The organism is Herbidospora mongoliensis (genome assembly GCF_001570545.1).
Taxonomy (GTDB): Bacteria; Actinomycetota; Actinomycetes; order Streptosporangiales; family Streptosporangiaceae; genus Herbidospora; species Herbidospora mongoliensis.
The window spans coordinates 134126-154543 of sequence record NZ_BBXD01000025.1; the positions used below are offsets into that span (position 1 = coordinate 134126).

The window sequence follows — 20418 nt, forward strand, 5'->3', positions numbered from 1 at the left end:
AACCCCCGCATACCAGACTCGACACGTTAAGCACCGGAAAACTGTCCGGACCTGGTCAGCGGCGTTTTATGACCGGATTCACACCGTTCACGACGTTGATCACCGGCGCCCCGCCGACGGCCGCCGCGAGGTTCCCGACCACACACTGAATGAGCCGTGTGGTCGACTGCGGAGTCACTCCGGCGGCGTGCGGCGAGAGCAGGATCCGGTCGCTCGACCGCAGTGGATCATCCAGCGGCAGCGGCTCGGTGACGAACACGTCGAGAGCCACTCCGGCGAGGTTCTCCGCCTCGACGAGCGCCTTCTCGTCGACGATGCCGCCACGGGCGGCGTTCACCAGGAACGAGCCGGGCTTCATCATCGCCAGCCGGGCCGCGTCGAACATGCCCCGCGTCTCGGCGGCCAGCGCGACGACGATCACGACGATGTCGCTGGTTCTTACGAGTTCGTCCAGTCCCATGTAGGTGGCGCCGTAGGTGTCCGATTTCTCGGTACGCGACCAGTAGGTCACCTCGCACCCCATCCCCGAGAACATCCGGGCGCAGGCCGCTCCTATCGGGCCGAACCCGACCAGCCCGACCCGGCACGACGAGAGCTCGCGCGGCTGGAGGGTGAGCTGCGGCCAGTTCCCGGCCCGCACGTCGGCGTCGCCCTGGACGAGCCGCCGGACCAGCGCGAACGCCGCCGCGACACACCATTCGGCGACCGCGATGGCGTTCACCCCCGCCGTGTTGGCGAGGGGCACCCCGGCGTCGGCGAGCGCGCCGAGGTCGTGCCCGTCGATCCCGACGGCGGGCTGCTGCACGAACGCCAGCTTCGGCGCGAGGGCCACCGCCTCGGCGTCGAGGACGAGCTGCGAACTCCAGTCGCCGACGACGATCTCGGCCTCCGGCAGCAGTTCGAGCATGGCGTTCCGATCGCGGGATTCGGGGGTGACGACGTCGATCCGGTCGCCCAGACCGGACAGGAGCCCGCGCATGGCGTCGGCGGGAAGAGGCGGCAGCGCCAGCAACCGCCAGGGACGCCCTAAGTCGGTCATGCGCTCAGACTGCCATGCCGCGCCCGACACGGCGCGACCGGGTTGCGGGTCGTTGCCGAATGTTGTTCTACTGACCTCCGTGAGCATGGAGACAAGCGGCCCGCTTGCCGGAATCAAGGTGCTGGAACTGGCCGGACTCGCCCCGGGCCCGTTCGCCGGGATGATGCTGGCCGACCACGGCGCGTCCGTACTGCGGGTCGATCGGGTCGCCGCGGTGACCGACACACCCCGGCGCGAGGTGATGGACCGGGGCAAACGCTCGATCGGCCTGGACCTGAAGTCCCCTGAGGGCGTGGCCGCGTTCCTCGAACTGGCGCGCAACGCCGACGCGGTGATCGAGGTCTTCCGCCCCGGTGTGGCCGAACGCCTCGGCATCGGGCCGGCCGACGTCCACGCCGTGAACGAGCGCCTGGTCTACGGCCGCCTCACCGGCTGGGGCCAGGACGGGCCGCTGGCCCCCCGGGCCGGGCACGACATCGACTACCTGGCGATCTCCGGGGTGCTGTCCCAGCTCGGCCGGGCCGGCGAGAGGCCGACGCCGCCGATCAACCTGCTGGGCGACTTCGCGGGCGGGGGGCTGATGCTGGCGTACGGGATCCTGCTCGCCCTGCTCGAACGCGAGCGGACCGGCCGGGGGCGGGTGGTCGACGCCGCGATGGTCGACGGGGCCGCGCTGCTGTTCTCGATGTTCTACTCGCTGAGCCAGGCGGGCTTCTGGGGCCCCCGAGGGACCAACCTCCTCGACGGCGGGGCGGCGAGGTACGACACGTACGAGACCAAGGACGGGAAGTTCATGGCGGTCGGCGCCCTGGAACCCCAGTTCTACGCGGAACTGCTTCGAGGGCTGGAGCTGTCCGATCCCCCCGAGCCCCTGCTCCGAGACCGGCTGACCGAGGCGTTCAAGACCCGCACCCGCGCCGAGTGGGAGGCCGTCTTCGCCGGCTCCGACGCCTGTGTGGCCCCCGTCCTGGACGTGGCCGAAGCGCCCGACCACCCCCACAACGCCGCCCGGGGCACCTTCGTCGAGATCGGCGGCCTGGCCCAGGCGGCCCCCGCCCCCCGCCTGCTCGGCGCGGGCACCGGCGACCTGGCCCCCGCGACACGCCTCGACGACCTCACCGGGTGGGGCCTTTCCGAAGACACCACGACACACCTGCGAGCGAAAGGACTCTTGGCCTGATGGACCTGCTGGAGGCCCTCTACACGACCCGCGCGATGCGCCGGGTCAAGCCCGACCCGATCCCGATGGACGTTCAGCGGCAGATCCTGGACGCCGCCGTCCGCGCCCCCAGCGGCGGCAACGCCCAGAGCTGGCGGTTCCTGCTGGTCGACGACCAGTCGATCAAGGATCAGCTGGCCCCGCTCTACCAGGACTCCCTGGGCCGTCTCTACTCCGGCCACTACAAGGAGAAGCGCGAGGTCGCCGAGGCCACCGGCGACCAGCGGACCCTCAACGTGCTCAGGTCGTCGCAGCACCTGGCCGACCACTTCGCCGAATATCCGCTGCTGCTGTTCGCGTTCACCCGCAACGACGCGAGCGGCGGCTCGATCTACCCGTCGGTCTGGAGCGCCCAGCTCGCCGCCCGTGGCCACGGCGTCGGCACCGCCCTGACCACGGTTCTGGGCCTCTTCCACGGCCCCGAGGCGATGAAGATCCTCGGCGTGCCCGAGGGCAAGGGCTGGGAACTCGCCTGTACGGTCACCTTCGGCTACCCCACCGGCAGATGGGGCGTGGCCCCCCGGCGGCCGGTCCACGAGGTGAGCTACCGCAATCAGTGGGGCGAACCGGTCGGCTTCGAAGCCGACGAACCCCTCTGGAACTACCCGGCCTCGGAGTAGTTCGACCGGGCCGCGATGTAGAGATCGACACCGGCCTGGTGGTGAACCTCCAGGTCGGTCGTGAACGACCGCTGGCCGGGGTGCTGCCACAGGTACTGCCAGGCCTCGATCAGCGTCTGGGGCAGCGGGCCGCGCACCTCCAGATGGAGGCTCGGCACCCCCGGCACCCGGACCGCCACCATACCCTCAGGTAGCCTTGCGGCGGTATGCACCGCAATGCCAACGACCTGGGTATATGCCCCGGTGTGGTCGCTTTCGTAGTCGGTCAGCACGGCGTAGATGTTCTCGTCGACCCGTCCCGGCACGTGGGCGAAAGCACCCGGAGCGCCCGCGCGCTGCCACAGCGCCGGAAGCAGCGCGCGATCCGGGTCTCCCTCGGCGTCATTGGTGGTGCGGATGGCATATCCCACGACGAGCAACTCAGGCCGGTCGGCAATGATCAAGATCGTTCCCCTCGACGAATGGTGATCAGCCGTAATCCTATGTAACCCAAGTAGTCTGGACAGACGTGCGATTCATCAATGACATGACCCCGCCGTACGACCTCACCTACAGCGACGTTTTCATGGTCCCTTCGAGGTCAGACGTCGGGTCGCGACTCGCCGTCGACCTGTCCTCCCCTGACGGGACCGGCACGACCATCCCGATCGTCGTGGCCAACATGACCGCCGTCGCGGGCCGCCGGATGGCCGAGACGGTCGCCCGGCGCGGCGGCATCACCGTCATCCCGCAGGACATCCCGATCGACGTCGTCTCCGACGTGATCTCGTGGGTCAAGAGCCGCGACCTCGTCCACGACACGCCGATCACGCTGACCGCCCACGACACCGTCGGCGAGGCGCTGACCCTGCTGTCCAAGCGGGCCCACGGCGCGGTCATCGTGGTCGACCTCGACAACCGGCCCGTCGGCGTCGCGACCGAGGCCGACTGCCAGGGCGTCGACATGTTCACCCAGCTCGGCGAGGTGATGACCCCCTCGCCTCAGGTCCTGACCGCCGGCATCGACCCGCAGACCGCGTTCGACCTGCTGCACGACCGCCGCCACAAGCTCGCTCCCGTCGTCGACGGCGAGGGGCGGCTCGTGGGCGTGATGACCCGCACCAACGCGCTGCGGGCCACGCTCTACCAGCCCGCCGTCGACACCTCGGGCCGGCTGCGGATCGCGGCCGCCGTCGGCATCAACGGCGACGTCGCCGCCAAGGCCAAGGAACTGGTCGACGCCGGCGCCGACGTCCTCGTCGTGGACACCGCGCACGGCCACCAGGAGAAGATGCTCGCGGCGCTGCGCGCGGTCCGCGCCCTCGACCCCGGCGTGCCGATCGCGGCCGGCAACGTGGTGACGGCCGAAGGGGTCCGCGACCTGGTGGAAGCGGGGGCCGACATCATCAAGGTCGGCGTCGGGCCTGGCGCGATGTGCACGACCCGGATGATGACCGGCGTCGGCCGCCCGCAGTTCTCCGCCGTCCTCGACTGCTCCCGTGAGGCCCGCCGGCTCGGCCGCCACGTGTGGGCCGACGGCGGCGTGCGCCACCCCCGTGACGTCGCGCTGGCCCTGGCCGCCGGGGCGTCGAACGTGATGATCGGCTCGTGGTTCGCCGGGACGTTCGAGTCGCCGGGAGACACCCGCACCGCCGCCGACGGCCGCCGTTACAAGGAGAACTTCGGCATGGCCTCGGCCCGCGCGGTCAAGCTCCGCACCGCCGAGGACACCCCGTTCGACCGCGCCCGCAAGGCGCTGTTCGAAGAGGGCATCTCCACCTCGCGCATGTACCTCGACCCGGCCCGCCCGGGTGTGGAGGATCAGATCGACGCCATCGTGGCGGGCCTCCGATCCTCGTGTACGTATGCAGGCGCGACCAGCCTCGACGAGTTCCACCAGAGGGCGGTCATCGGCGTGCAGAGCGCGTCCGGCTACAGCGAGGGCATGCCGCTCCACCAAAGCTGGTGACCCCGTTCGAGTGATGGGGCGGGCCGTGCGGGTAGAGGGCGGGTCTTCCACCAAGCGATCCGAGGAGAAGGCCCTGATGTACGAAACGCCCACGCACGGCCCGGCCATGCATCTGGCGGACCGGCGCCTGCTCGTCAGCTTCGACCGCTACACCGCCGCGCAGAAGACCGTCGACACGCTGTCGGACGCCGGTTTCCCGGTCCAGGAGATCGCCATCGTCGGCACCGACCTCCGCATGGAGGAGAAGGTCACCGGCCGCCTCACCAACGGCCGCGCGGCCTTAACCGGGGCCGTCAGCGGCGGGGTCTTCGGCCTCGTCGTCGGCCTGTTCCTGGGCCTGTTCACGACCACCACGACCTCGTTCGTGGCGCTGGTCCTCTGGTCGATCCTGTGGGGCGCCGTCGCGGGCGCGGCGTTCGGCTTCACCAGCCACATGTTCCAGGGCGGCGTCCGCGACTTCACCAGCCGCAACTCGATCGTGGCCGGCCGCTACGACGTCCTGGTGACCGCCGGCTTCTGGGAGCGGGCCCAGACCATCGTCCAGGGCGGCCTCGCCCCCGCGGAGACGGTCGTCGTCCCCCGCCCCCCGAGCGCCGGCACCATGCCCCCCGCGACCTCGGACGGCATGCCCCCCGCCACCTCTGACGGCATGACGGCCGAGCACGAGATCCCGGCCCAGCGCCGCGCCGAGGAATCGGACGCGAGCACGAAGCGCAGTTGAGCCTTCGCTAGGGCGGTGTCCCGAAATTTCGTGACCTGAGAGTCTGCGAGATGGACGCGGGATGCCGCCTACCTGGCGATCCAGACGGCCAGGGGACAACGAGAACGCGGGGATGCGCGTGATGTCGTACCGGAAATATCGCGATCTGTCCTCCGCCCGACACTGACCGGCCTTCTTCTGAGAAGTCCGGCACCCGAGGCGCCGACAATCCGATGCGGGCTGCTACGCGGTGGCGTAGCGGAAATATCGTGACTCGATCCTCGCCGGGTGCCGACCGACCTCGTACCGGATATTTCTTGATCTGAGCTGCCTGCGGACGCGGCGGCGAGAGGGCTCAGGCCGGATGTCCGCGCATGTCATCGTGCCTTTGGCCGCGAGGCGGCGACACGACCGGCGAGGTGTGCGGAGGGACCGGTAGAGTCGTGCGGTCCGGCCCGCAGAGGGGTCGGCGGCCGGTCGGGGGCGGCGCGTCGCTTCGGCCGGTGTGTCCGGGCGTCAGAACGACGCGCCATGAAACAAGGAGACCCACCGTGGCACTCGAGAAGCCCGAGATCGACTTTCCCGAGGGGAACCCGCCCGCCGACCTTCAGATCGTCGACCTCACTGTCGGCGACGGCGAGGAGGCCAAGCCGGGGCACAGCGTGAGTGTGCACTACGTCGGCGTCGCGTTCTCCACCGGCGAGGAGTTCGACGCCTCGTGGAACCGCGGCGACGCGTTCCAGTTCCCGCTCGGCGGCGGCCGGGTCATCGCCGGCTGGGACCAGGGCGTGGCCGGCATGAGGGTCGGCGGACGCCGCCGCCTCACGATCCCGCCGCACCTGGGCTACGGCAACAGGGGCGCCGGCGCCGCCATCAAGCCCGGCGAGACCCTGATCTTCGTCGTCGACCTGCTCGGCGTGAGCTGACGTTCGCCTGATTGTCACGGCCCGGTCCCCGCGAGGCGGCCGGGCCGTGGCATTGGAAGGGCTGGTACGGCAGGATTACGGTGTGTTGCTGATTGATCTTGCCAGGACCTCCGCGGCCGTCGCCGCCGACTCGGCCCGGCTGGCGAAAATCCGCCATCTGGCGGAACTGCTCGCCCGGGTGGGCCCGGAGGAGGCCGAGATCGCCATCGCCTACCTGTCGGGCGAACTCCCCCAGCGCCAGATCGGCGTCGGCTGGCGCTCCCTCCAGGAGCTCCCCGAACCCCGCCTGGCCGCGACCGCCACCCTCACCCAGATCGACGCCTACCTCGAACGCATCAAAGCCCAGTCGGGCCCCGGCTCGCAGACCGCCCGCCGCACCCTCGTCACCGAGCTGTTCGGCGCCGCGACCCGCCAGGAACAGACCTTCCTGAGCCGCCTCCTGACCGGCGAACTCCGCCAGGGCGCCCTCGACGGCGTCATGATCGAAGCCATCGCCAAAGCGGCGGACGTCCCGTCGGCGGAGGTACGCCGCGCGCTCATGCTCCGGGGCTGGCTGCCCGCCGTGGGCGCGGCCGCCCTGGCCGGAGGCGTGACGGCCCTGCGCGACTTCCACCTGGAGGTCGGGCGCCCGGTCGCCCCGATGCTGGCCCAGAGCGCGCCCACGGTGACCGCGGCCCTGGAGAAGATCGGCGGCCCCGCTGCGATCGAGTGGAAGCTCGACGGGATCCGCATCCAGGCGCACCGTTCGGGCGACGACATTCGGGTGTTCACCAGGACCCTCGAAGACATCACCGCGCAGGTGCCCGAACTGGTCGAGGCCGTCCGCGGCCTGACCGCGACGGACATCGTCCTCGACGGCGAGGTCATCGCCCTGCGCGAGGACGCCAGCCCCCTGCCGTTCCAGGTCACGGCGAGCCGCGTGGCGACCAAGATCGGGCCACGCGAGGTCCCGCTGAGCGTCTTCTTCTTCGACGCCCTCCGCGTGGACGGCACCGACCTGCTCGACCTCCCCGACGCCGACCGCCACGCCGCCCTCACCGCGGCGGTCCCTTCTACGCTGATCACTCCCCGAGTGGTCACCGAGGACGCGGAGGAGGGCGAGGAGTTCTTCGCCGAGGCGGTCCGCGCCGGTCACGAGGGCGTGGTGGTCAAGGCGCCGTCGACGGTGTACGCGGCCGGGCGGCGCGGGGCCGGTTGGATCAAGGTCAAGCCCCGGCACACGCTCGACCTGGTGGTTTTGGCCGCGGAGTGGGGTCACGGGCGGCGCGAGGGAAAGCTCTCCAACCTGCACCTTGGGGCGTACGACCCCGAGACGGGCGGCTTCGTCATGCTCGGCAAGACCTTCAAGGGTCTGACCGACGCACTGCTGGCCTGGCAGACGGAGCGTTTTCTGGAACTCGCCGACGGACCCACCACGGAGTGGACTGTCCCGCTCAAGCCCGAACTGGTCGTGGAAATCGCCTTCGACGGCGTGCAGCGATCGACGCGGTACGAGGGGGGCATGGCGCTGAGGTTCGCCCGCGTGCTGCGCTACCGCCCGGACAAACGCGCCGAAAACGCCGACCCCGTGTCAGCGGTCCGTGCCCTGCTGCCCCCGGCCTGACCGGCCTTCCCGGTCATGCCTTCTCGTTGCCGGGCGAGGCGGGCGCGGCCGGTTGGCGCCGGCTGCGGGGCGCGGCGGAGATGGCGGGCGGTGTCGGAGTAGGCGGAGCCGTAACGAAGGAAGAAGTCGTTTCTCTGATGGACGAGTCGGGTTACTTGATCAAGCGGACCGTCAGCGGGTAGCGGAACTCGCCGTCGACCAGGGCCGATGCTCCGCCGACGATGGACAGGACGATGCCCAGGACCCAGAACAGCGGCACCAGCACGATGCCCACGATCGTGAACGGGAGCAGGATCGTGGCGCCGAAGACGGTCAGGTGGAAGTTGAGTGCCTCCATGGCCTGGCGGCGGACGTAGGGCGAGGTGCGGCCGGCCGTGAGGAGCATGATGAGCGGGCCGACGACGAACAGGCCGGTCAGGGTGATCAGGTGGGCGGCGGCGCCCGCCACGCGATCGGTCGCGTCGACGGCGCGGGCCGGTTCGTCGTGGGGCTTCGGGTAGGACATGGCCGTGGGGACGCGGTTGTAGAGGTCGGCCATGATGGGCATCAGGTCGGCGTGGGTCTGTGCGGTCATCGCGTGGTCGAGCCGGAGGTCCATCTCGTCTTTATCAAGGCGGCCCTCGGCGTAGGCCGCTTTGACGTGTTCGACGACCTGGTCGCGATCGGCGTCGCTGACGCGGAGCTGGGCCGGCGGTACGGGTCCGCGGCCCGGCATTGCAGGTGAGAACGACGCCGCCATGAAACCCTGCCTTCTCCAAAGAAATGTGTCTTTTCGAGTCTGCCTCTTCCCATCCTGTCCGACACCATGACACAGAAGAATCGGGGATGACCCCGACCCGCCCCGGAGATGTGTCGGAGGGACGCGCGATGCCCGATCGGACGGTATACAAGGGGTATGAGATGGCGTGACCGCTACGGACTCCGTCGTAACCGAGGTCCGAAAGTGCAGCGTTTCGACCGAGAAGCGACCGATCAGGACATCGAGGCCCTGATCGAGTTCGCGAAGACCCGCGTCGGCGTGGAGTTCTACGTCGAGCCGGAGACCTTCGCCACCGACACCACCGCCGTCGCGGTCGCCCACGACGGGGAATGGACGCGGCGCCGGGTCGGCTCCCCCGCGGTCATCAGAAAGGTGGCCCACAACCTGCGGCTTCCCGTGTATGACGTGCAACTGACGGGATATCCGGCCCGAATGCGCGCCTACAACGAACGCCGCCGCCAGGCGGACGAGGTCTGAACCGGGTTCGCCACCGTCGACGGAGGCAGACCCGGTTTTCCTTTTCCCGCCGAACCCCGGGCCCCGGATTTCCGCCGAGCCCGCAGCAGGGTGAATGCGCGTCCCCCTGTCGATTCGGCCGCGAGACACGCGCCGGTGCCCTTGTCGATGCGGCACCGAAGTCGGCCGCGAGTCACGCGCCAGCCCTCACGCTCGAACGGCCGCCTCATCGATGCGGCACCAGGTCAGGGTCGGTGATTCGCTGCAGGATCGGGGTGAACCAGCTCATCAGCGGCGGTCCCATCTCACGGTCGAGCTGTTCTGGTGTCGGCATGCGGTCGCCGACGTCTTGCGGGGTCAGCAGTCGGGCGATGGCCTCCGTCAGGATCAATGCCATCGTGTAGCGCGGTTCGGCCTTCAGCGCCCGGTCGAGTGCCATCGAGGCGAGTGCGCAGTCGCCCATCCGCCAGGCCGAGGCCGCGAGCAGTGACGCCGCCGGGGTGACCAGGTGCGGGGACAACCGGCGGGTCAGGTCGCGCCACAGCGTCATGTGGGCGGGGCGGTCGTCGATGAGGGTCCAGGCCTCGTCGCGGACCCGGATCATCCACAGCGCCAGGCCGAGCCGGGCGGCGTCGTCGTCGGACAACCGGACGCCGCGTTCGTAGGACTCGACGGCCGACCGCACGCGGGCGATGCCGTCGGCCAGGTAGGCGGCCGGATCGGCCTTCTCCACCCAGCCCCACACCTCTCGTTCGGCCTGTTCGGTCGCGCGGTTCATCGCCTCGCGGGCGGGGCCGATCGCGGGCGCGACGGTGCGTTCCATCGCCTCGCGGTCCGGGAGGGCGACCATGCCTCGGACGACCGCCTCGGCCGCGACCGGGTGGGCCTCGGCGTCGTAGTGGACGCCGTCGGGGGGACACGGGCGCAGGTGGGACCAGTAGCGGCCGTCGTGGGCGCGTAACGCGTCGTGGACGCCGATGCCGGTCGTCGACAGGAAGCGCACGGCGTCGTCCAGGGCGGGCGCGGTCAGGGTCGCCGGGCCGAAGGCGGCCAGGATGGTCGCGTCGGCCTTCTCGCGGGCGAGCAACGGCAGCAGGTCGTCGAGGGCACCGGGAGGTAGCGGGAGATCCCAGCGTGTCGCGACGCGGACCGCGACGTATTCCAGGCCGATGACGACGAGACTGTCGGCGGGGTGGAAGCCGAGCAGGTAGGGAATGGCCGCCAGGATGTCGGCCGGGGACGACAGGCGGAGCCGGTGATCGATGGGCATGGGGGCGATCGTGGTGGCGTACGGAAAATAGGAAACGGACATCGTTGCGGTTGTGGAAAACCGCGTTCGCTATGGGCATAGCTCTGGAAACCGCAAATGGAACCGCGCGGCATGGGACGGTTGTGCGTCGAGGGGAGCAGCGTTGACGGGCATGCGAGACGTTCCGGTCACCGATGAATGGTCCGGCCACGAGCGGGCCCGGCTCGAGAGCCTGCTGGCCGGAGAAACGGTCATCGTCAGCATGAACCGCCGCAGAGGTCACCCGAACCTGATCGCGTGGGCGCGCACCGAGGGCCTGTACGTCCGCATCGACACCCGCAGCGAGTGGGCCAACCCCCACGAGAAGGACGACGCGCTGCGCGGCGAGCAGCTACGCCGCTACGAGTCCTACCTGATCGGGCGGCCCGAGCTGCTGGAACGTGTGCCCGAACTGCGCGGCAAGGTGCTCGGATGCTGGTGCGTCCCGGGGCCGTGCCACGGGCAGGTGCTCAAACGGCTCGCCGGTGGCGTGGTGGCCCGGCCCGCGCTGTCGCGGGACGAACAAGCCACACTCCTGGAGGCCGAAGCGGAGATCGAGGCAGCCGGGACCGGCGGGCTCGGCCGGACCGGTCAGGCCCTCACCCGCATCCGTGACCTGCGGCTCTACCGGGCTTCCTACGCCGGGTTCGACGACTACTGCCGGCAGCGCTGGGGCTTCACCCGTCACCACGCCAACCGGCAGATCGCGACCGCCGGGCTGATGGCCAATCTTGGACGCAAGCCGGAGCCCCGGCTGTCTGCCGTCCGCGACCTGATGGGCGAACTCGACGGCGAGCCCACCCCCGAGGCGATCCGCCGCTGGATCGGCCTGATCGACGACGGGATCGCGGAGCTACAGGCGGTGCGGCGGCGGCTGGAAGGCCGGCTGCCCCGGCCCCTGAACTAGCATCCGGTCGCGCACCATCATCGCGGCCCCCGCGACGGCGCACGGCATCGCCACGATCGCCACGAACGGGACGAGGAACGTCACGAAGACGGCCGTCCCGAACCCGAGCGTCATCCCGCGATTCGCCTTCAACACGGCGAAGCGGTATTTCCGGCGGATCCCCCGGCGTTCCATGGCCAGTGCGGTGAGCTCGACGGTCAGGAAATATCCGGACACGAGCGCGCCGATGACCGGGACGACCGTCTGCCCGACGACCGGGATGAATCCGAGGACGAACAACGGAATCGTGAACAGCAGGACATAGCAGAGCGTGATCAGGCTGTCCTTGATCGACCGCAGGATGCTGAACAGGAGCGGCGTGTCGTCGTGGTGCACGGGCCCGCCGAGACTCTCCTCGACCTGCTCGGAGACCTTCTCGTAGAACGGCTCCCCGATCGCCAGCGAGACGGCCGTGAACAGCACGATCGAGAGCGCGACCCCGACGATGACGAGCAGGACCCCGACGAGGGTACGGAAGGCCTCCCGCCACCCCCAGCTGTCGGCGAACGGCGTCATCCAGGCGGCGATCTCACCGGCGTTGGTGCCGAGCAGCACCAACAGGCCCGCGAACAGCGCGAACGCGATCAACGCCGGGATCAACCCGAAAAGCCACCAGCGGGGATGCCGGGCCATCCACCCGATCCCCCGCAAATAGCACCTGACACCATCGAAGAACCCACCGGCCTGCTGACGCACGGGCCCACCACCGACCATGAGGGCGAGGCTAGCGAATCCCCGCCCCACCCGCGATCTGCAGAGTTGTACCGTTACGCGAATCCCAGTTCGCAATCACGCGGCTACTTTGAGTAAAGTCCCGGTCCGTGCGTAGAGGGGAGCTGTACGGATTCTAGATCGAGCCCGAGGTCCGGGCCTGGCTGACGGCGCTCAGCGACGGCGACTACAAGCGCGTCGACGAGGTGGCGGGCCTCCTCGCAGAGGGAGGCACTTCGCTGGGAAGCCCGTGGTCGGATCATCTGGAAGGCCCGGTCTGGGAACTCCGCATCCGTCTTCATGGGATGGCGATCCGGGTAACGTACTGGTGTACTGCGGACGGGAGGCTCGTGCTTCTCACCGTCTTCCGCAAGACCAGACAGCACGACCAACGTGAGATCGACCGGGCGGTGCGGGCGCAGAAGCTCTGCGAGCGCGACCACCACGGACGCGCCGTCGAGATCTTCGAAAGGCAGGTGTGATGACCGGCCACCACACCCGCTGGGTCCGTCCCCAGGAACAACCCGAGGACCCCGAGCGGATCGCCATCAGAGAGTCCCTGGCCTTCGGCAAGGCGCTCTACGACCGCCGCAACGAGCTCGGCCTTTCCGTGCCGGAACTCGCGGAACGAGCCGGGCTGACGGCCGACGAGATCGAGTGCATCGAAGAGGGCGGCACTCCGCCGACGGTGGCGCTGCTCCGACTGCTCGCGGCCGCGCTCGACGCCGACGTGCGGCTCACTGCCGGGCACGACCTTGGGTCGGTCTGGTTCGAGGCCCACGCGGCCTGACCCCACCCGACCAGGCCTGGGAAGTCGCGACGACCCCACGAACCGTAGGGCTATCCCCGGGTCCACAACCCGGTGACCTCGACCCCCAGTTCGCCCAGCAAGCGGCGTACGAGAGGAAGGGAGATGCCCAGCACGTTGCCGTGGTCTCCCTCGATTCCCTCGATGAACCAGCCGCCCAGCCCGTCGAGCGTGAAGGCCCCCGCCACGTGCAGCGGTTCCCCGCTCGCCACATAGGCCGCAATCTCCGCGTCGGACGGAACCCCGAAGTGGACGGTCGTCGCGCACGTCTCTCCCACCTCGCGTCCCGAAGCCACGTCGATCACGCTGTGGCCCGTCAGCAGGCGTCCGGTTTGTCCGCGCAGGGAGAGCCACCGTTCCGTAGCCTCCTCGGCCGATGCGGGTTTCCCGTAGGCAACCCCGTCGAACTCCAGCACGGAGTCGCACCCGATCACCAACGCAGCCCCGGAAACACCGTCGGCGACCGCCCTGGCCTTGGCTTTCGCCAGCACGAGGGCGAGGTCGGCAGGGGTCGGCGCGGTGATGGCGGACTCGTCGACGCCGCTCACGATGACTTTGGGCTCCAGCCCGGCGGCGCGGAGAACGCCGAGGCGAGCGGGGGACGCGGAGGCGAGAATGAGCTCGGTCACGTCAGCCCACCTTAGTCCCGAAGTCGTTTTCGGCGACTGTCAACCGATATGCGGGCTGACGGTCATGAGGGGTACCTTGTCCGGGTTGACCGGCGGCGGGGGAGGCTACGTGGCGAAAGCGAGTGTGCGCGAGAGGGCGCGGTACTGGTTCGACAACACCATGTCCCGGGGAACCGGTGCGCTGATCGGATGGCTGGCCGCGTTCTGCGCGAGCCTGATCGTCGGGGTCGGCGGGCTCGCCGTCTGGCTGACGCCCGGTGAGATCGACAACGGCTTCTCGGGGGCGCTGTGGGCCTCGCTGATGCGCACGCTCAGCCCGGGGAAGATCGCCTCCGACGACGGCACAGCGCCCTATCTGGCCATCATGCTCATCGCCTCGCTCGGCGGCCTGTTCTTCGTCTCGCTGTTCGTCGGTCTGCTGTCGGCGGGGCTCAAGACCAAGGTCGAAGATTTACGCAAGGGCCGGTCGCGCATCATCGAGTCGCAGCACACGGTCATCCTGGGCTGGTCCGACCAGGTTTTCACCATCGTCGCCGAACTCGTGAAGGCCAGGAACCACAAGTCGGTCATCTCGATCCTCGCCGACAAGGACAAGGTCGCCATGGAGGACGACCTCCGCGACCGCATCCCCGACACGAGACGGACCCGCATCGTCTGCCGCACCGGCCGGCCCACCGAATCGGGCCACCTCGACCTCATGAATCTGGGCGCGGCGCGGTCGATCGTCGTCCTGTCGCCTTCGGGTGAGGATCCCGACGCCCACGTCATCAAGACCCTGCTCGCCCTCGCCAAGCGCCGGGGCGACCACCCGCCGGTCGTCGCCGCCATCGCGAAGTCGGGCAACATGGCCGCGGCGCGGCTCGCGGGCGGGCCCGGGGTGCATCTGGTGGATTCCGACGACACGTCCGCGCGGCTCATCGTGCAGTCGTCGCGGCAGTCGGGCATGTCGGTCGTCTGCATGGACCTGCTGAACTTCGACGACGGCGAGATCTATCTGCGCGCGTTCCCGTCGTTGACCGGGAAGACGTACAGCCAGGCTCTGACCGCTTTCGAGACCGCCACCGTCATCGGCCTCAAGCGCGCCACCGGTGTGGAGCTCAACCCGCCGATGGACACGGCGATCGCCGACGGCGACGTCGTCATCGTCATCGCCCAGGACGACTCCTCGATCCGGCTCGCGCAGAAAGCCCCGGACATCGCCGAGGACGCGATCGTGCGCGCGGGCCGTACCAGGCTGGAACCCGAACGCACGCTGGTGCTCGGGTGGAACGGCCGCGCGGGCACGATCGTGCGGTATCTCGACGGTTATGTGGCGCCCGGTTCGGTGCTCGACGTGGCGGCGGGGCATCCCGACGCGGGCGGGAACCTGGTCGGGCTGCGCAACCTCACGCTGAACGTGAAGGACTGCGACACCACCGACCGTTTCGCCCTGGAATCGCTCGGCGTGGGCATCTACCAGCACGTCATCGTCCTGTCGGACGACCGCTTCGAGGCCCACCACGCCGACACGCGCACGCTGATGTCGCTGCTGCAGCTGCGCGACATGCAGACGGTCATGCACGAGCGATACTCGATCGTCAGCGAGATGCACGACGAGAACAACAGGGAACTCGCCGAGGTCACCGAGGCCGACGACATCGTCATCAGCGACACCGTCATCGGCCTGCTGCTCGCGCAGCTCGCCGAGAACCGCCATCTGTCCGAGGTCTTCGGCTACCTCTTCGACTCGCGCGGCTCGGAGATCTACCCGAGACCGTCGAGCGACTACGTCACCGATGGCCGTCCCGTCACGTTCGCGACGGTGATCGAATCGGCCCGCCGCAGAGGCGAGACGGCCATCGGCTACCGGCGGGCGGCCCGCGTCAGCGAACCGCCCCACTTCGGCGTTGTGCTCAATCCGGCCAAGTCGGCCGAGCTCACCTTTGAGGCCGGTGACAAGGTGATAGTGCTGGCGGAGCGTTAGACGCGCTGGCCCCGCTGCGGCTTCGACTTCGGCTTGGCGCCGCCCTGCTGCTGCTGCGCGCCACCGAAGATCCCGCCGAGGACGCCGCTGAGCATGTCGCCGAAGCTGGTCGTGCTCATCGCCGACTCCTGGCGACGGAGTTCACGGGCCATGGCGGTGGCGTCCAGGTGGTTCTCGTCGATCCGGTGGGCCATCATGGCCATCGCCATGGGCGCGACCATCGCCATCATCTTCATGATGGCGCCCGAGTTCATGCCCATGAACTGGGCGATGCCCTCAGCGGCCTGACGGCTGCCGGGAACCCCGAGGACGTGGGCCAGGATGCGCTGGCCGTCCTGGTCGTTCGCCAGGCCGGCGACGTCCCGGAAGGGGTCGGCGGACGAGTGGTCGTCCATGGCGGCACGCAGCTGCTGCGCGCCCTTGGGCTCGCCACAGTTGCGGGCCATGCCGCAGATGACGGTGGCCAGACAGGCCTGGATGGCCGGCTTGGCCGACTCGGCGTCGGTCCCCAGCAGGGACGCCATCTGCTGGATCCCCTGCGGGCCCAGCTTGGTGATGATCTCTTCGTGCATCGACTGACTCGACTGACTCACGGTCGGTCTCCCCCGTTTCAGAAGTGTTCCGCGATCAATCTGCCCGGTCCGATTTAGGGGTAATGCCTGCTTTGCACCAAATCACCGCTGTCGCTCCAGGCCCGCTGATGGGTTTCCTTCCGTTACGGCTCCCGCCCACCCTGAGACAGTCCCGGCGCAGGGCGACATGCGTCGGCAGATCCGGAGAGCCCGCCGGCTCCTAAGCCAGATGCTCCGAGAACCGCCCGATGGCGACGGCCAGCGCGTCGTCGACGAGATGCTGGATCTCCGGCCACCGTTCCTCGGCGTCATCGGTGTACACCAGCGTGGCGCTGTCAGGTGTGTTCGGATGTTCGAAGATCCGGAAGAGCAACTCCTGCCGCTCGCCAGGAGAGGTCGCGGCGTTGAGCACCTCGCCGTAGACGGTCACCGCGAGCACGCCGGTTTCCCCCTGCCCGACCTTCTGGACCGCCGTGATGAACCGCAGCAGGCTCCCGCGAACCCGGAGGTGCAGGCGCACCCACCAGGACCCGTCGGCGAGGTTCGTGTGGAAGTCGGCGAGGTTGGCGGCGTGGACGAGCTGCCCGTGCCAGTAGCCCGACTTGGAGTCGGGCGGTGCGGCCTGGTCGACCGAGGTGCCCGCGCGTTCGTCGAACTCCTTGAACACGTTCCCGAGGTCGTTGCTGAACGGCTCGAAATAGCCCAGGAGATTCGCGTGCACCGCGTTCGCGAGCTGGACGCTGCGATCCGCTTTCGTCTTCAGCTCGCCCAGTTCCCTGGCGCGCAGCCGCGTCGCGTATGCCTTCGCGACCGCGAGGGCGCCGCTGGCCTGGGGAACCGGAGAAAGAGGCGCCTGGATCTCAGCTCGGAGGGCCTTCTCCTCCAGCCGGGTGAAGAACCGCACCAGCGGACGCAGGTCTCCGGCGTTCGCCTCGTCGAGGGCGGCGATGTACTCACCACGCTGGAGCCGGTCGACGGTGATGGGGGCGTAGTGGCCCCGCTGGAGTGACAGCAGGGTCAGCGCCCTGGCCACCCGGCCGTTGCCGTCGGCGAACGGATGGATCTGGATGAACCGATGATGAAGCCAAGCCGCCTGGATCAGGGGGTGCTGGCCGGACGTCTGCTTCCAGAGCTCCACCAGCCGCTCCATCTCCTCCTCGACGAAGAGCGGCGGGGTGCATTCGAGGATCGTCCCGTCCGACCTGGTGATCCGGTTGTCGAGCTCCTTCCAGGTCCCCGGCTCCAGCGGGAGCGGAACCGTCCGGCCGAACTGGTATCTGGCCTCGTAGGTGGGCTGGTGCTGGACGATGATCCCGTGCAGGCCCTTGATGAAGCCGACGGACAGGTCACGGCCTTCTCTCACCCAGTCGACCAGGTAGGCGAGAGCCTCGAACTGATCTCTGATGATGTCCAGAGTCGAGGCGGTGATGTCGCCCTCGGCGAGGGCCACCTCGGTCGTCAGCCCTTCGGCCACGAGCGCTTCGGTGACTCCCCAGCTCACGTCATAAAGTCGTTCGATGATTCCGGTCTCGATGGCGTGCCTGCGCAGGCGTCGCTTGAGTGAGGCCTCCACCTCCGCCGGGGTCGCGTTGGCCTGCACGTCTTTCCAGGCCGACTGCAGCGCGTCCACTCCGGCCAGCCGGGTGGCTATCTCGCCGTTGATGGACGTCAACGGCTCGATGCGCTTCCAGGGAATCCGGTCAACGTCCATCGCGCCAGTTTAAGGAGATCACCGCTGAGTGGTGGCGTCAGTCGCGGCTCAGGCCCGCCGCCGCGTAAGCGTCGGCCTCGTCGAGGGTCTCCCGGTCGAGCAGGGCCGAGACGATGCCCTCCAGCCGATGCCGGTTGTCGGTGATGAGACGCTGGGCCTCGCCGTAGCACTCGTCCACGATCCGCCTCGCCTCCTCGTCGACCGACGCCAGCGTCGCCGATGCGGCCTGGGGCGGACCTTCGGTCGGCAGGATCGTCAGAGGGCCGATCAGTGGCGACATGCCCCACCGCCCCACCATCCCCCGGGCGATCGAGGTCACCTGTTCCAGGTCGTTCTCCGCCCCTGTCGTCACGATGCCGAACACCACCTGTTCGGCCGCCATCCCGCCCAGCGCCCCGGTGATCCGCCCGCGCAGGTAGCGCTCGTCGTAGGCGTACCGGTCGTCGTCTGGCGTCGACAGGGTCACTCCCAGCGCCCGGCCACGCGGAATGATGGAGATCTTCCGGACCGGGTCGGCGCCCGGCAGCAGCATCCCCAGGAGGGCGTGGCCCGCCTCGTGGTAGGCCGTGCGGGTGCGTTCCTCCTCCGGCATCACGATGGCGCGGGCCGTACCGAGCTGGAGCTTCTCCAGCGCGTCGGCGAAATCCGCCGGGCTGACCACGTTGTGGCCTCGGCGGGCGGCCAGCAGGGCCGCCTCGTTGACGAGGTTGGCGAGGTCGGCGCCGGTCATGCCGGGAGTGCTCTTCGCGATGGCCGGCAACTGCACGGCCGGGGACAGCGGCACACCGCGGGTGTGCACGCGCAGGATCGCGATGCGGCCCTGCTGGTCGGGTGGCGCGACGACGATGTTGCGGTCGAAGCGGCCCGGCCGGAGAAGCGCGGCGTCGAGGACTTCCGGGCGGTTGGTGGCGGCGATGACGATGACGCCCTCGTTGCCGGTGAAGCCGTCCATCTCGGTCAGGACCTGGTTGAGGGTCTGCTCGCGTTCGTCGTGACCCCCTATGGTCGAGGCTCCCCGGGTGCGTCCGATCGCGTCGATCTCGTCGATGAAGACGATCGACGGGGCGACCTTCCTGGCCTCGTCGAACAGTTCGCGGACGCGGGAGGCGCCGACGCCGACGATCATCTCGATGAACTCCGAGGCGCTGGCGGAGAAGAACGGCACGCTCGCCTCTCCGGCGACCGCACGGGCCAGCAGAGTCTTGCCGGTGCCGGGCGGGCCCGTGAGCAGCACGCCCTTCGGGAGCTTCGCGCCCAGGCGGCGGTATTTGCCGGGTTCCTTCAGGTAGTCGACGATCTCGATGAGTTCGTTCTCGACCTCGTCGATGCCGGCCACGTCGGAGAAGTCGACGCGGACCTTGCCGCTCTCCACCGGCTTGGCCGCGCGGTTGCGGCCGATGCCGCCGAGGCCGCCACCACCACCGCCCATCATGTTGCCTGCCCGGCGCATGAACCAGATCCAGACACCCGCGAGCAGCAGGATGGGCAGCAGGGAAAGCACCAGGTTCCAGAAGGTGCCGCGCTGGTCGGTGGTGGGTTCGGCCTGGACGATCACGTTCTGCTGGCTGAGCTGCTGGGAGATCTGGTCCTGGTTGGCGAAGACCGGTATGACCGTGGAGAACTTGGTGAACGTGTCCTTCTCTTTGTCGCCGGGGATCGGCTGGGCCTTCTTCAGGTTGCCCGTGATGGACATGCCGGTGGCGTAGATGTCCTTGACGTTCCCGCCGTTCACCTGCCGGATGAACTCGGTGTAGGAGATCGTCCGGACGGGTGCGCCGTCGAAGAACGAGCTGACGATGAAGAAGGCGGCATAGGTGAGCGCCATGGTCAGCGCGAAGCGCCACCAGTTGATCTTGGGGCGGTTCGGCTTGGGCGGGGGCAGGCCCTCGGCCCGCCAGGGCTTCGTCTCGTCCCCGTCCTTGTCCTTCTGCGGACGGCTGTCCGGACGGTCGCGATCCCCCTCCCGGAAGTCGTTCGGCGGCTCACCCACGTCGCCCTCTTCTCGTGTCAGGTGGACGTGCGTCAGTGGTGGCGGGCCGCCTCGATGGCCTCCTTGAGCTGGTTCTCCGCCTCCTGCGACAGCGACGTGTGGATGATGCGGCCGCCCATGGGCGCGATCTTCGGCAGCACCTTGTCGCGGGTGCTGTCCTCGACCAGCAGGAACAGCGCGGCGCCGCCCGGCTTGAGGCCCTCGGCGACGTCCTTCATGAATTTGTCGTCGACGCCGATGTCGGTCTTGGAGCCGACCAGGGCGCCGGTCGCGGCGCCGACGGCCGCGCCGACCAGTGGCATGAAGAAGATCAGGCCGATCAGGCCGCCCCACAGGGCGCCGCCCGCCGCGCCGGTGGCGGCCAGGTTCACGGCCGGCTTCATCTTGATCTTGCCCTCGGCCGTGTGCTCGACGATCGCGGCGTCGGTGAGTGTGATCAGGTGCTCGTTCTGCAGCTCGAAAAGCTTGTCCCTGACCTGTACGGCGGTACCGAGGTCGTCATACGCGACAGCGATCAACGTTGCCATGA

Annotated in this window: 21 protein-coding genes; 11 read left to right on the top strand and 10 right to left on the bottom strand. The window is 69.1% G+C overall.

Annotated features, from left to right (window positions below):
- Window positions 1-55 precede the first annotated feature (55 nt).
- Entirely contained in the window at window positions 56-1039 is a 984-nt protein-coding gene (locus tag AW272_RS35935) for a 2-hydroxyacid dehydrogenase (RefSeq protein WP_066374540.1), read from the bottom strand.
- 85 nt (window positions 1040-1124) lie between these two features.
- Between AW272_RS35935 and AW272_RS35940 the strand changes: the two genes are divergently transcribed.
- The gene (locus AW272_RS35940) at window positions 1125-2219 is read left to right on the top strand and encodes a CaiB/BaiF CoA transferase family protein (RefSeq protein WP_066374542.1); all 1095 of its coding nucleotides are present in this window, start codon (window positions 1125-1127) and stop codon (window positions 2217-2219) included.
- Window positions 2219-2878 (top strand): nitroreductase family protein, encoded by a 660-nt coding sequence (locus tag AW272_RS35945; protein ID WP_066374544.1) that lies wholly within the window; start codon window positions 2219-2221, stop codon window positions 2876-2878. Before AW272_RS35940 ends, AW272_RS35945 begins: the two co-directional genes overlap by 1 nt.
- Here AW272_RS35945 and AW272_RS35950 read toward each other — a convergent pair.
- A complete protein-coding gene (locus AW272_RS35950) occupies window positions 2860-3321 on the bottom strand; it encodes a GyrI-like domain-containing protein (RefSeq protein ID WP_066374546.1) in 462 nt (153 codons plus the stop codon). The two genes, AW272_RS35945 and AW272_RS35950, sit on opposite strands and share 19 nt — an antisense overlap.
- 65 nt (window positions 3322-3386) lie before the next feature.
- Here AW272_RS35950 and AW272_RS35955 point away from each other — a divergent pair, with 65 nt between their 5' ends.
- The 4 genes from AW272_RS35955 (at window position 3387) to AW272_RS35970 (ending at window position 8055) form a co-directional block, all read left to right on the top strand.
- Window positions 3387-4826 carry a GuaB1 family IMP dehydrogenase-related protein gene (locus tag AW272_RS35955; protein ID WP_066374548.1) on the top strand — a complete coding sequence of 480 codons (1440 nt, stop codon included), beginning with the start codon at window positions 3387-3389 and terminating at the stop codon, window positions 4824-4826.
- 76 nt (window positions 4827-4902) lie between these two features.
- Window positions 4903-5547, top strand: a complete 645-nt coding sequence (locus AW272_RS35960; protein WP_066374550.1) for a YflT domain-containing protein — start codon at window positions 4903-4905, stop codon at window positions 5545-5547.
- A 530-nt stretch (window positions 5548-6077) separates the two neighbouring features.
- Window positions 6078-6452: an FKBP-type peptidyl-prolyl cis-trans isomerase gene (locus AW272_RS35965; RefSeq protein WP_066374554.1), complete on the top strand. Its 375-nt coding sequence runs from the start codon at window positions 6078-6080 to the stop codon at window positions 6450-6452.
- An 82-nt stretch (window positions 6453-6534) separates the two neighbouring features.
- Complete coding sequence (locus AW272_RS35970) at window positions 6535-8055, top strand: ATP-dependent DNA ligase (protein ID WP_066374556.1); 1521 nt, start codon at window positions 6535-6537, stop codon at window positions 8053-8055.
- A gap of 151 nt (window positions 8056-8206) precedes the next feature.
- Here AW272_RS35970 and AW272_RS35975 read toward each other — a convergent pair whose 3' ends face one another.
- A complete protein-coding gene (locus tag AW272_RS35975; protein ID WP_066374557.1) occupies window positions 8207-8770 on the bottom strand; it encodes a DUF1707 and DUF4870 domain-containing protein in 564 nt (187 codons plus the stop codon).
- A 180-nt stretch (window positions 8771-8950) separates the two neighbouring features.
- Here AW272_RS35975 and AW272_RS35980 point away from each other — a divergent pair, with 180 nt between their 5' ends.
- Window positions 8951-9292, top strand: a complete 342-nt coding sequence (locus AW272_RS35980; protein ID WP_066374559.1) for a hypothetical protein — start codon at window positions 8951-8953, stop codon at window positions 9290-9292.
- A 205-nt stretch (window positions 9293-9497) separates the two neighbouring features.
- Here the strand turns inward: AW272_RS35980 and AW272_RS35985 are convergent, their stop codons facing one another.
- Window positions 9498-10541 carry a DUF4192 domain-containing protein gene (locus AW272_RS35985; protein ID WP_066374628.1) on the bottom strand — a complete coding sequence of 348 codons (1044 nt, stop codon included), beginning with the start codon at window positions 10539-10541 and terminating at the stop codon, window positions 9498-9500.
- A 151-nt stretch (window positions 10542-10692) separates the two neighbouring features.
- Here AW272_RS35985 and AW272_RS44600 point away from each other — a divergent pair, with 151 nt between their 5' ends.
- A complete protein-coding gene (locus AW272_RS44600) occupies window positions 10693-11466 on the top strand; it encodes a DUF4326 domain-containing protein (protein WP_066374560.1) in 774 nt (257 codons plus the stop codon).
- On the opposite strand, the gene AW272_RS35995 is transcribed toward AW272_RS44600, so the two are convergent.
- Window positions 11413-12219 (bottom strand): EI24 domain-containing protein, encoded by an 807-nt coding sequence (locus AW272_RS35995; protein WP_083959045.1) that lies wholly within the window; start codon window positions 12217-12219, stop codon window positions 11413-11415. The two genes, AW272_RS44600 and AW272_RS35995, sit on opposite strands and share 54 nt — an antisense overlap.
- Before the next feature lie 161 nt (window positions 12220-12380).
- Here AW272_RS35995 and AW272_RS36000 point away from each other — a divergent pair, with 161 nt between their 5' ends.
- Both AW272_RS36000 and AW272_RS36005 read left to right on the top strand, forming a co-directional pair.
- Window positions 12381-12698 carry a type II toxin-antitoxin system RelE/ParE family toxin gene (locus AW272_RS36000; protein ID WP_066374563.1) on the top strand — a complete coding sequence of 106 codons (318 nt, stop codon included), beginning with the start codon at window positions 12381-12383 and terminating at the stop codon, window positions 12696-12698.
- Window positions 12698-13006, top strand: coding sequence for a helix-turn-helix domain-containing protein (locus AW272_RS36005; protein WP_066374566.1), 309 nt, complete (start codon window positions 12698-12700; stop codon window positions 13004-13006). The genes AW272_RS36000 and AW272_RS36005 overlap by 1 nt, the downstream gene beginning before the upstream one ends.
- Window positions 13007-13056: 50 nt before the next feature.
- Here the strand turns inward: AW272_RS36005 and AW272_RS36010 are convergent, their stop codons facing one another.
- Complete coding sequence (locus tag AW272_RS36010; RefSeq protein WP_218011167.1) at window positions 13057-13653, bottom strand: Maf family protein; 597 nt, start codon at window positions 13651-13653, stop codon at window positions 13057-13059.
- 109 nt (window positions 13654-13762) lie between these two features.
- Between AW272_RS36010 and AW272_RS36015 the strand changes: the two genes are divergently transcribed.
- On the top strand, window positions 13763-15616 hold the full coding sequence (locus tag AW272_RS36015; protein WP_066374632.1) for a CASTOR/POLLUX-related putative ion channel: 1854 nt from the start codon (window positions 13763-13765) through the stop codon (window positions 15614-15616).
- Here the strand turns inward: AW272_RS36015 and AW272_RS36020 are convergent.
- The 4 genes from AW272_RS36020 to AW272_RS36035 form a co-directional block, all read right to left on the bottom strand.
- Window positions 15613-16209, bottom strand: coding sequence for a DUF937 domain-containing protein (locus tag AW272_RS36020; RefSeq protein ID WP_157519108.1), 597 nt, complete (start codon window positions 16207-16209; stop codon window positions 15613-15615). The two genes, AW272_RS36015 and AW272_RS36020, sit on opposite strands and share 4 nt — an antisense overlap.
- 199 nt (window positions 16210-16408) lie before the next feature.
- Window positions 16409-17899 carry a Fic family protein gene (locus tag AW272_RS36025; protein WP_066374572.1) on the bottom strand — a complete coding sequence of 497 codons (1491 nt, stop codon included), beginning with the start codon at window positions 17897-17899 and terminating at the stop codon, window positions 16409-16411.
- A gap of 37 nt (window positions 17900-17936) precedes the next feature.
- Complete coding sequence (gene ftsH, locus AW272_RS36030; protein WP_083959047.1) at window positions 17937-19889, bottom strand: ATP-dependent zinc metalloprotease FtsH; 1953 nt, start codon at window positions 19887-19889, stop codon at window positions 17937-17939.
- A gap of 32 nt (window positions 19890-19921) precedes the next feature.
- A complete protein-coding gene (locus tag AW272_RS36035; RefSeq protein ID WP_066374573.1) occupies window positions 19922-20416 on the bottom strand; it encodes a DUF1269 domain-containing protein in 495 nt (164 codons plus the stop codon).
- Window positions 20417-20418 lie beyond the last annotated feature (2 nt).

Bases quoted from the DNA above. Each gene is read 5' to 3' on its own strand.
- AW272_RS35935 (WP_066374540.1), bottom strand. From the start codon at position 1,039: ATGACCGACTTAGGGCGTCCCTGGCGGTTGCTGGCGCTGCCGCCTCTT.
- AW272_RS35940 (WP_066374542.1), top strand. From the start codon at position 1,125: ATGGAGACAAGCGGCCCGCTTGCCGGAATCAAGGTGCTGGAACTGGCC.
- AW272_RS35945 (WP_066374544.1), top strand. From the start codon at position 2,219: ATGGACCTGCTGGAGGCCCTCTACACGACCCGCGCGATGCGCCGGGTC.
- AW272_RS35960 (WP_066374550.1), top strand. From the start codon at position 4,903: ATGTACGAAACGCCCACGCACGGCCCGGCCATGCATCTGGCGGACCGG.
- AW272_RS35975 (WP_066374557.1), bottom strand. From the start codon at position 8,770: ATGCCGGGCCGCGGACCCGTACCGCCGGCCCAGCTCCGCGTCAGCGAC.
- AW272_RS35980 (WP_066374559.1), top strand. From the start codon at position 8,951: ATGAGATGGCGTGACCGCTACGGACTCCGTCGTAACCGAGGTCCGAAA.
- AW272_RS35985 (WP_066374628.1), bottom strand. From the start codon at position 10,541: ATGCCCATCGATCACCGGCTCCGCCTGTCGTCCCCGGCCGACATCCTG.
- AW272_RS44600 (WP_066374560.1), top strand. From the start codon at position 10,693: ATGCGAGACGTTCCGGTCACCGATGAATGGTCCGGCCACGAGCGGGCC.
- AW272_RS35995 (WP_083959045.1), bottom strand. From the start codon at position 12,219: ATGGTCGGTGGTGGGCCCGTGCGTCAGCAGGCCGGTGGGTTCTTCGAT.
- AW272_RS36005 (WP_066374566.1), top strand. From the start codon at position 12,698: ATGACCGGCCACCACACCCGCTGGGTCCGTCCCCAGGAACAACCCGAG.
- AW272_RS36025 (WP_066374572.1), bottom strand. From the start codon at position 17,899: ATGGACGTTGACCGGATTCCCTGGAAGCGCATCGAGCCGTTGACGTCC.
- AW272_RS36035 (WP_066374573.1), bottom strand. From the start codon at position 20,416: ATGGCAACGTTGATCGCTGTCGCGTATGACGACCTCGGTACCGCCGTA.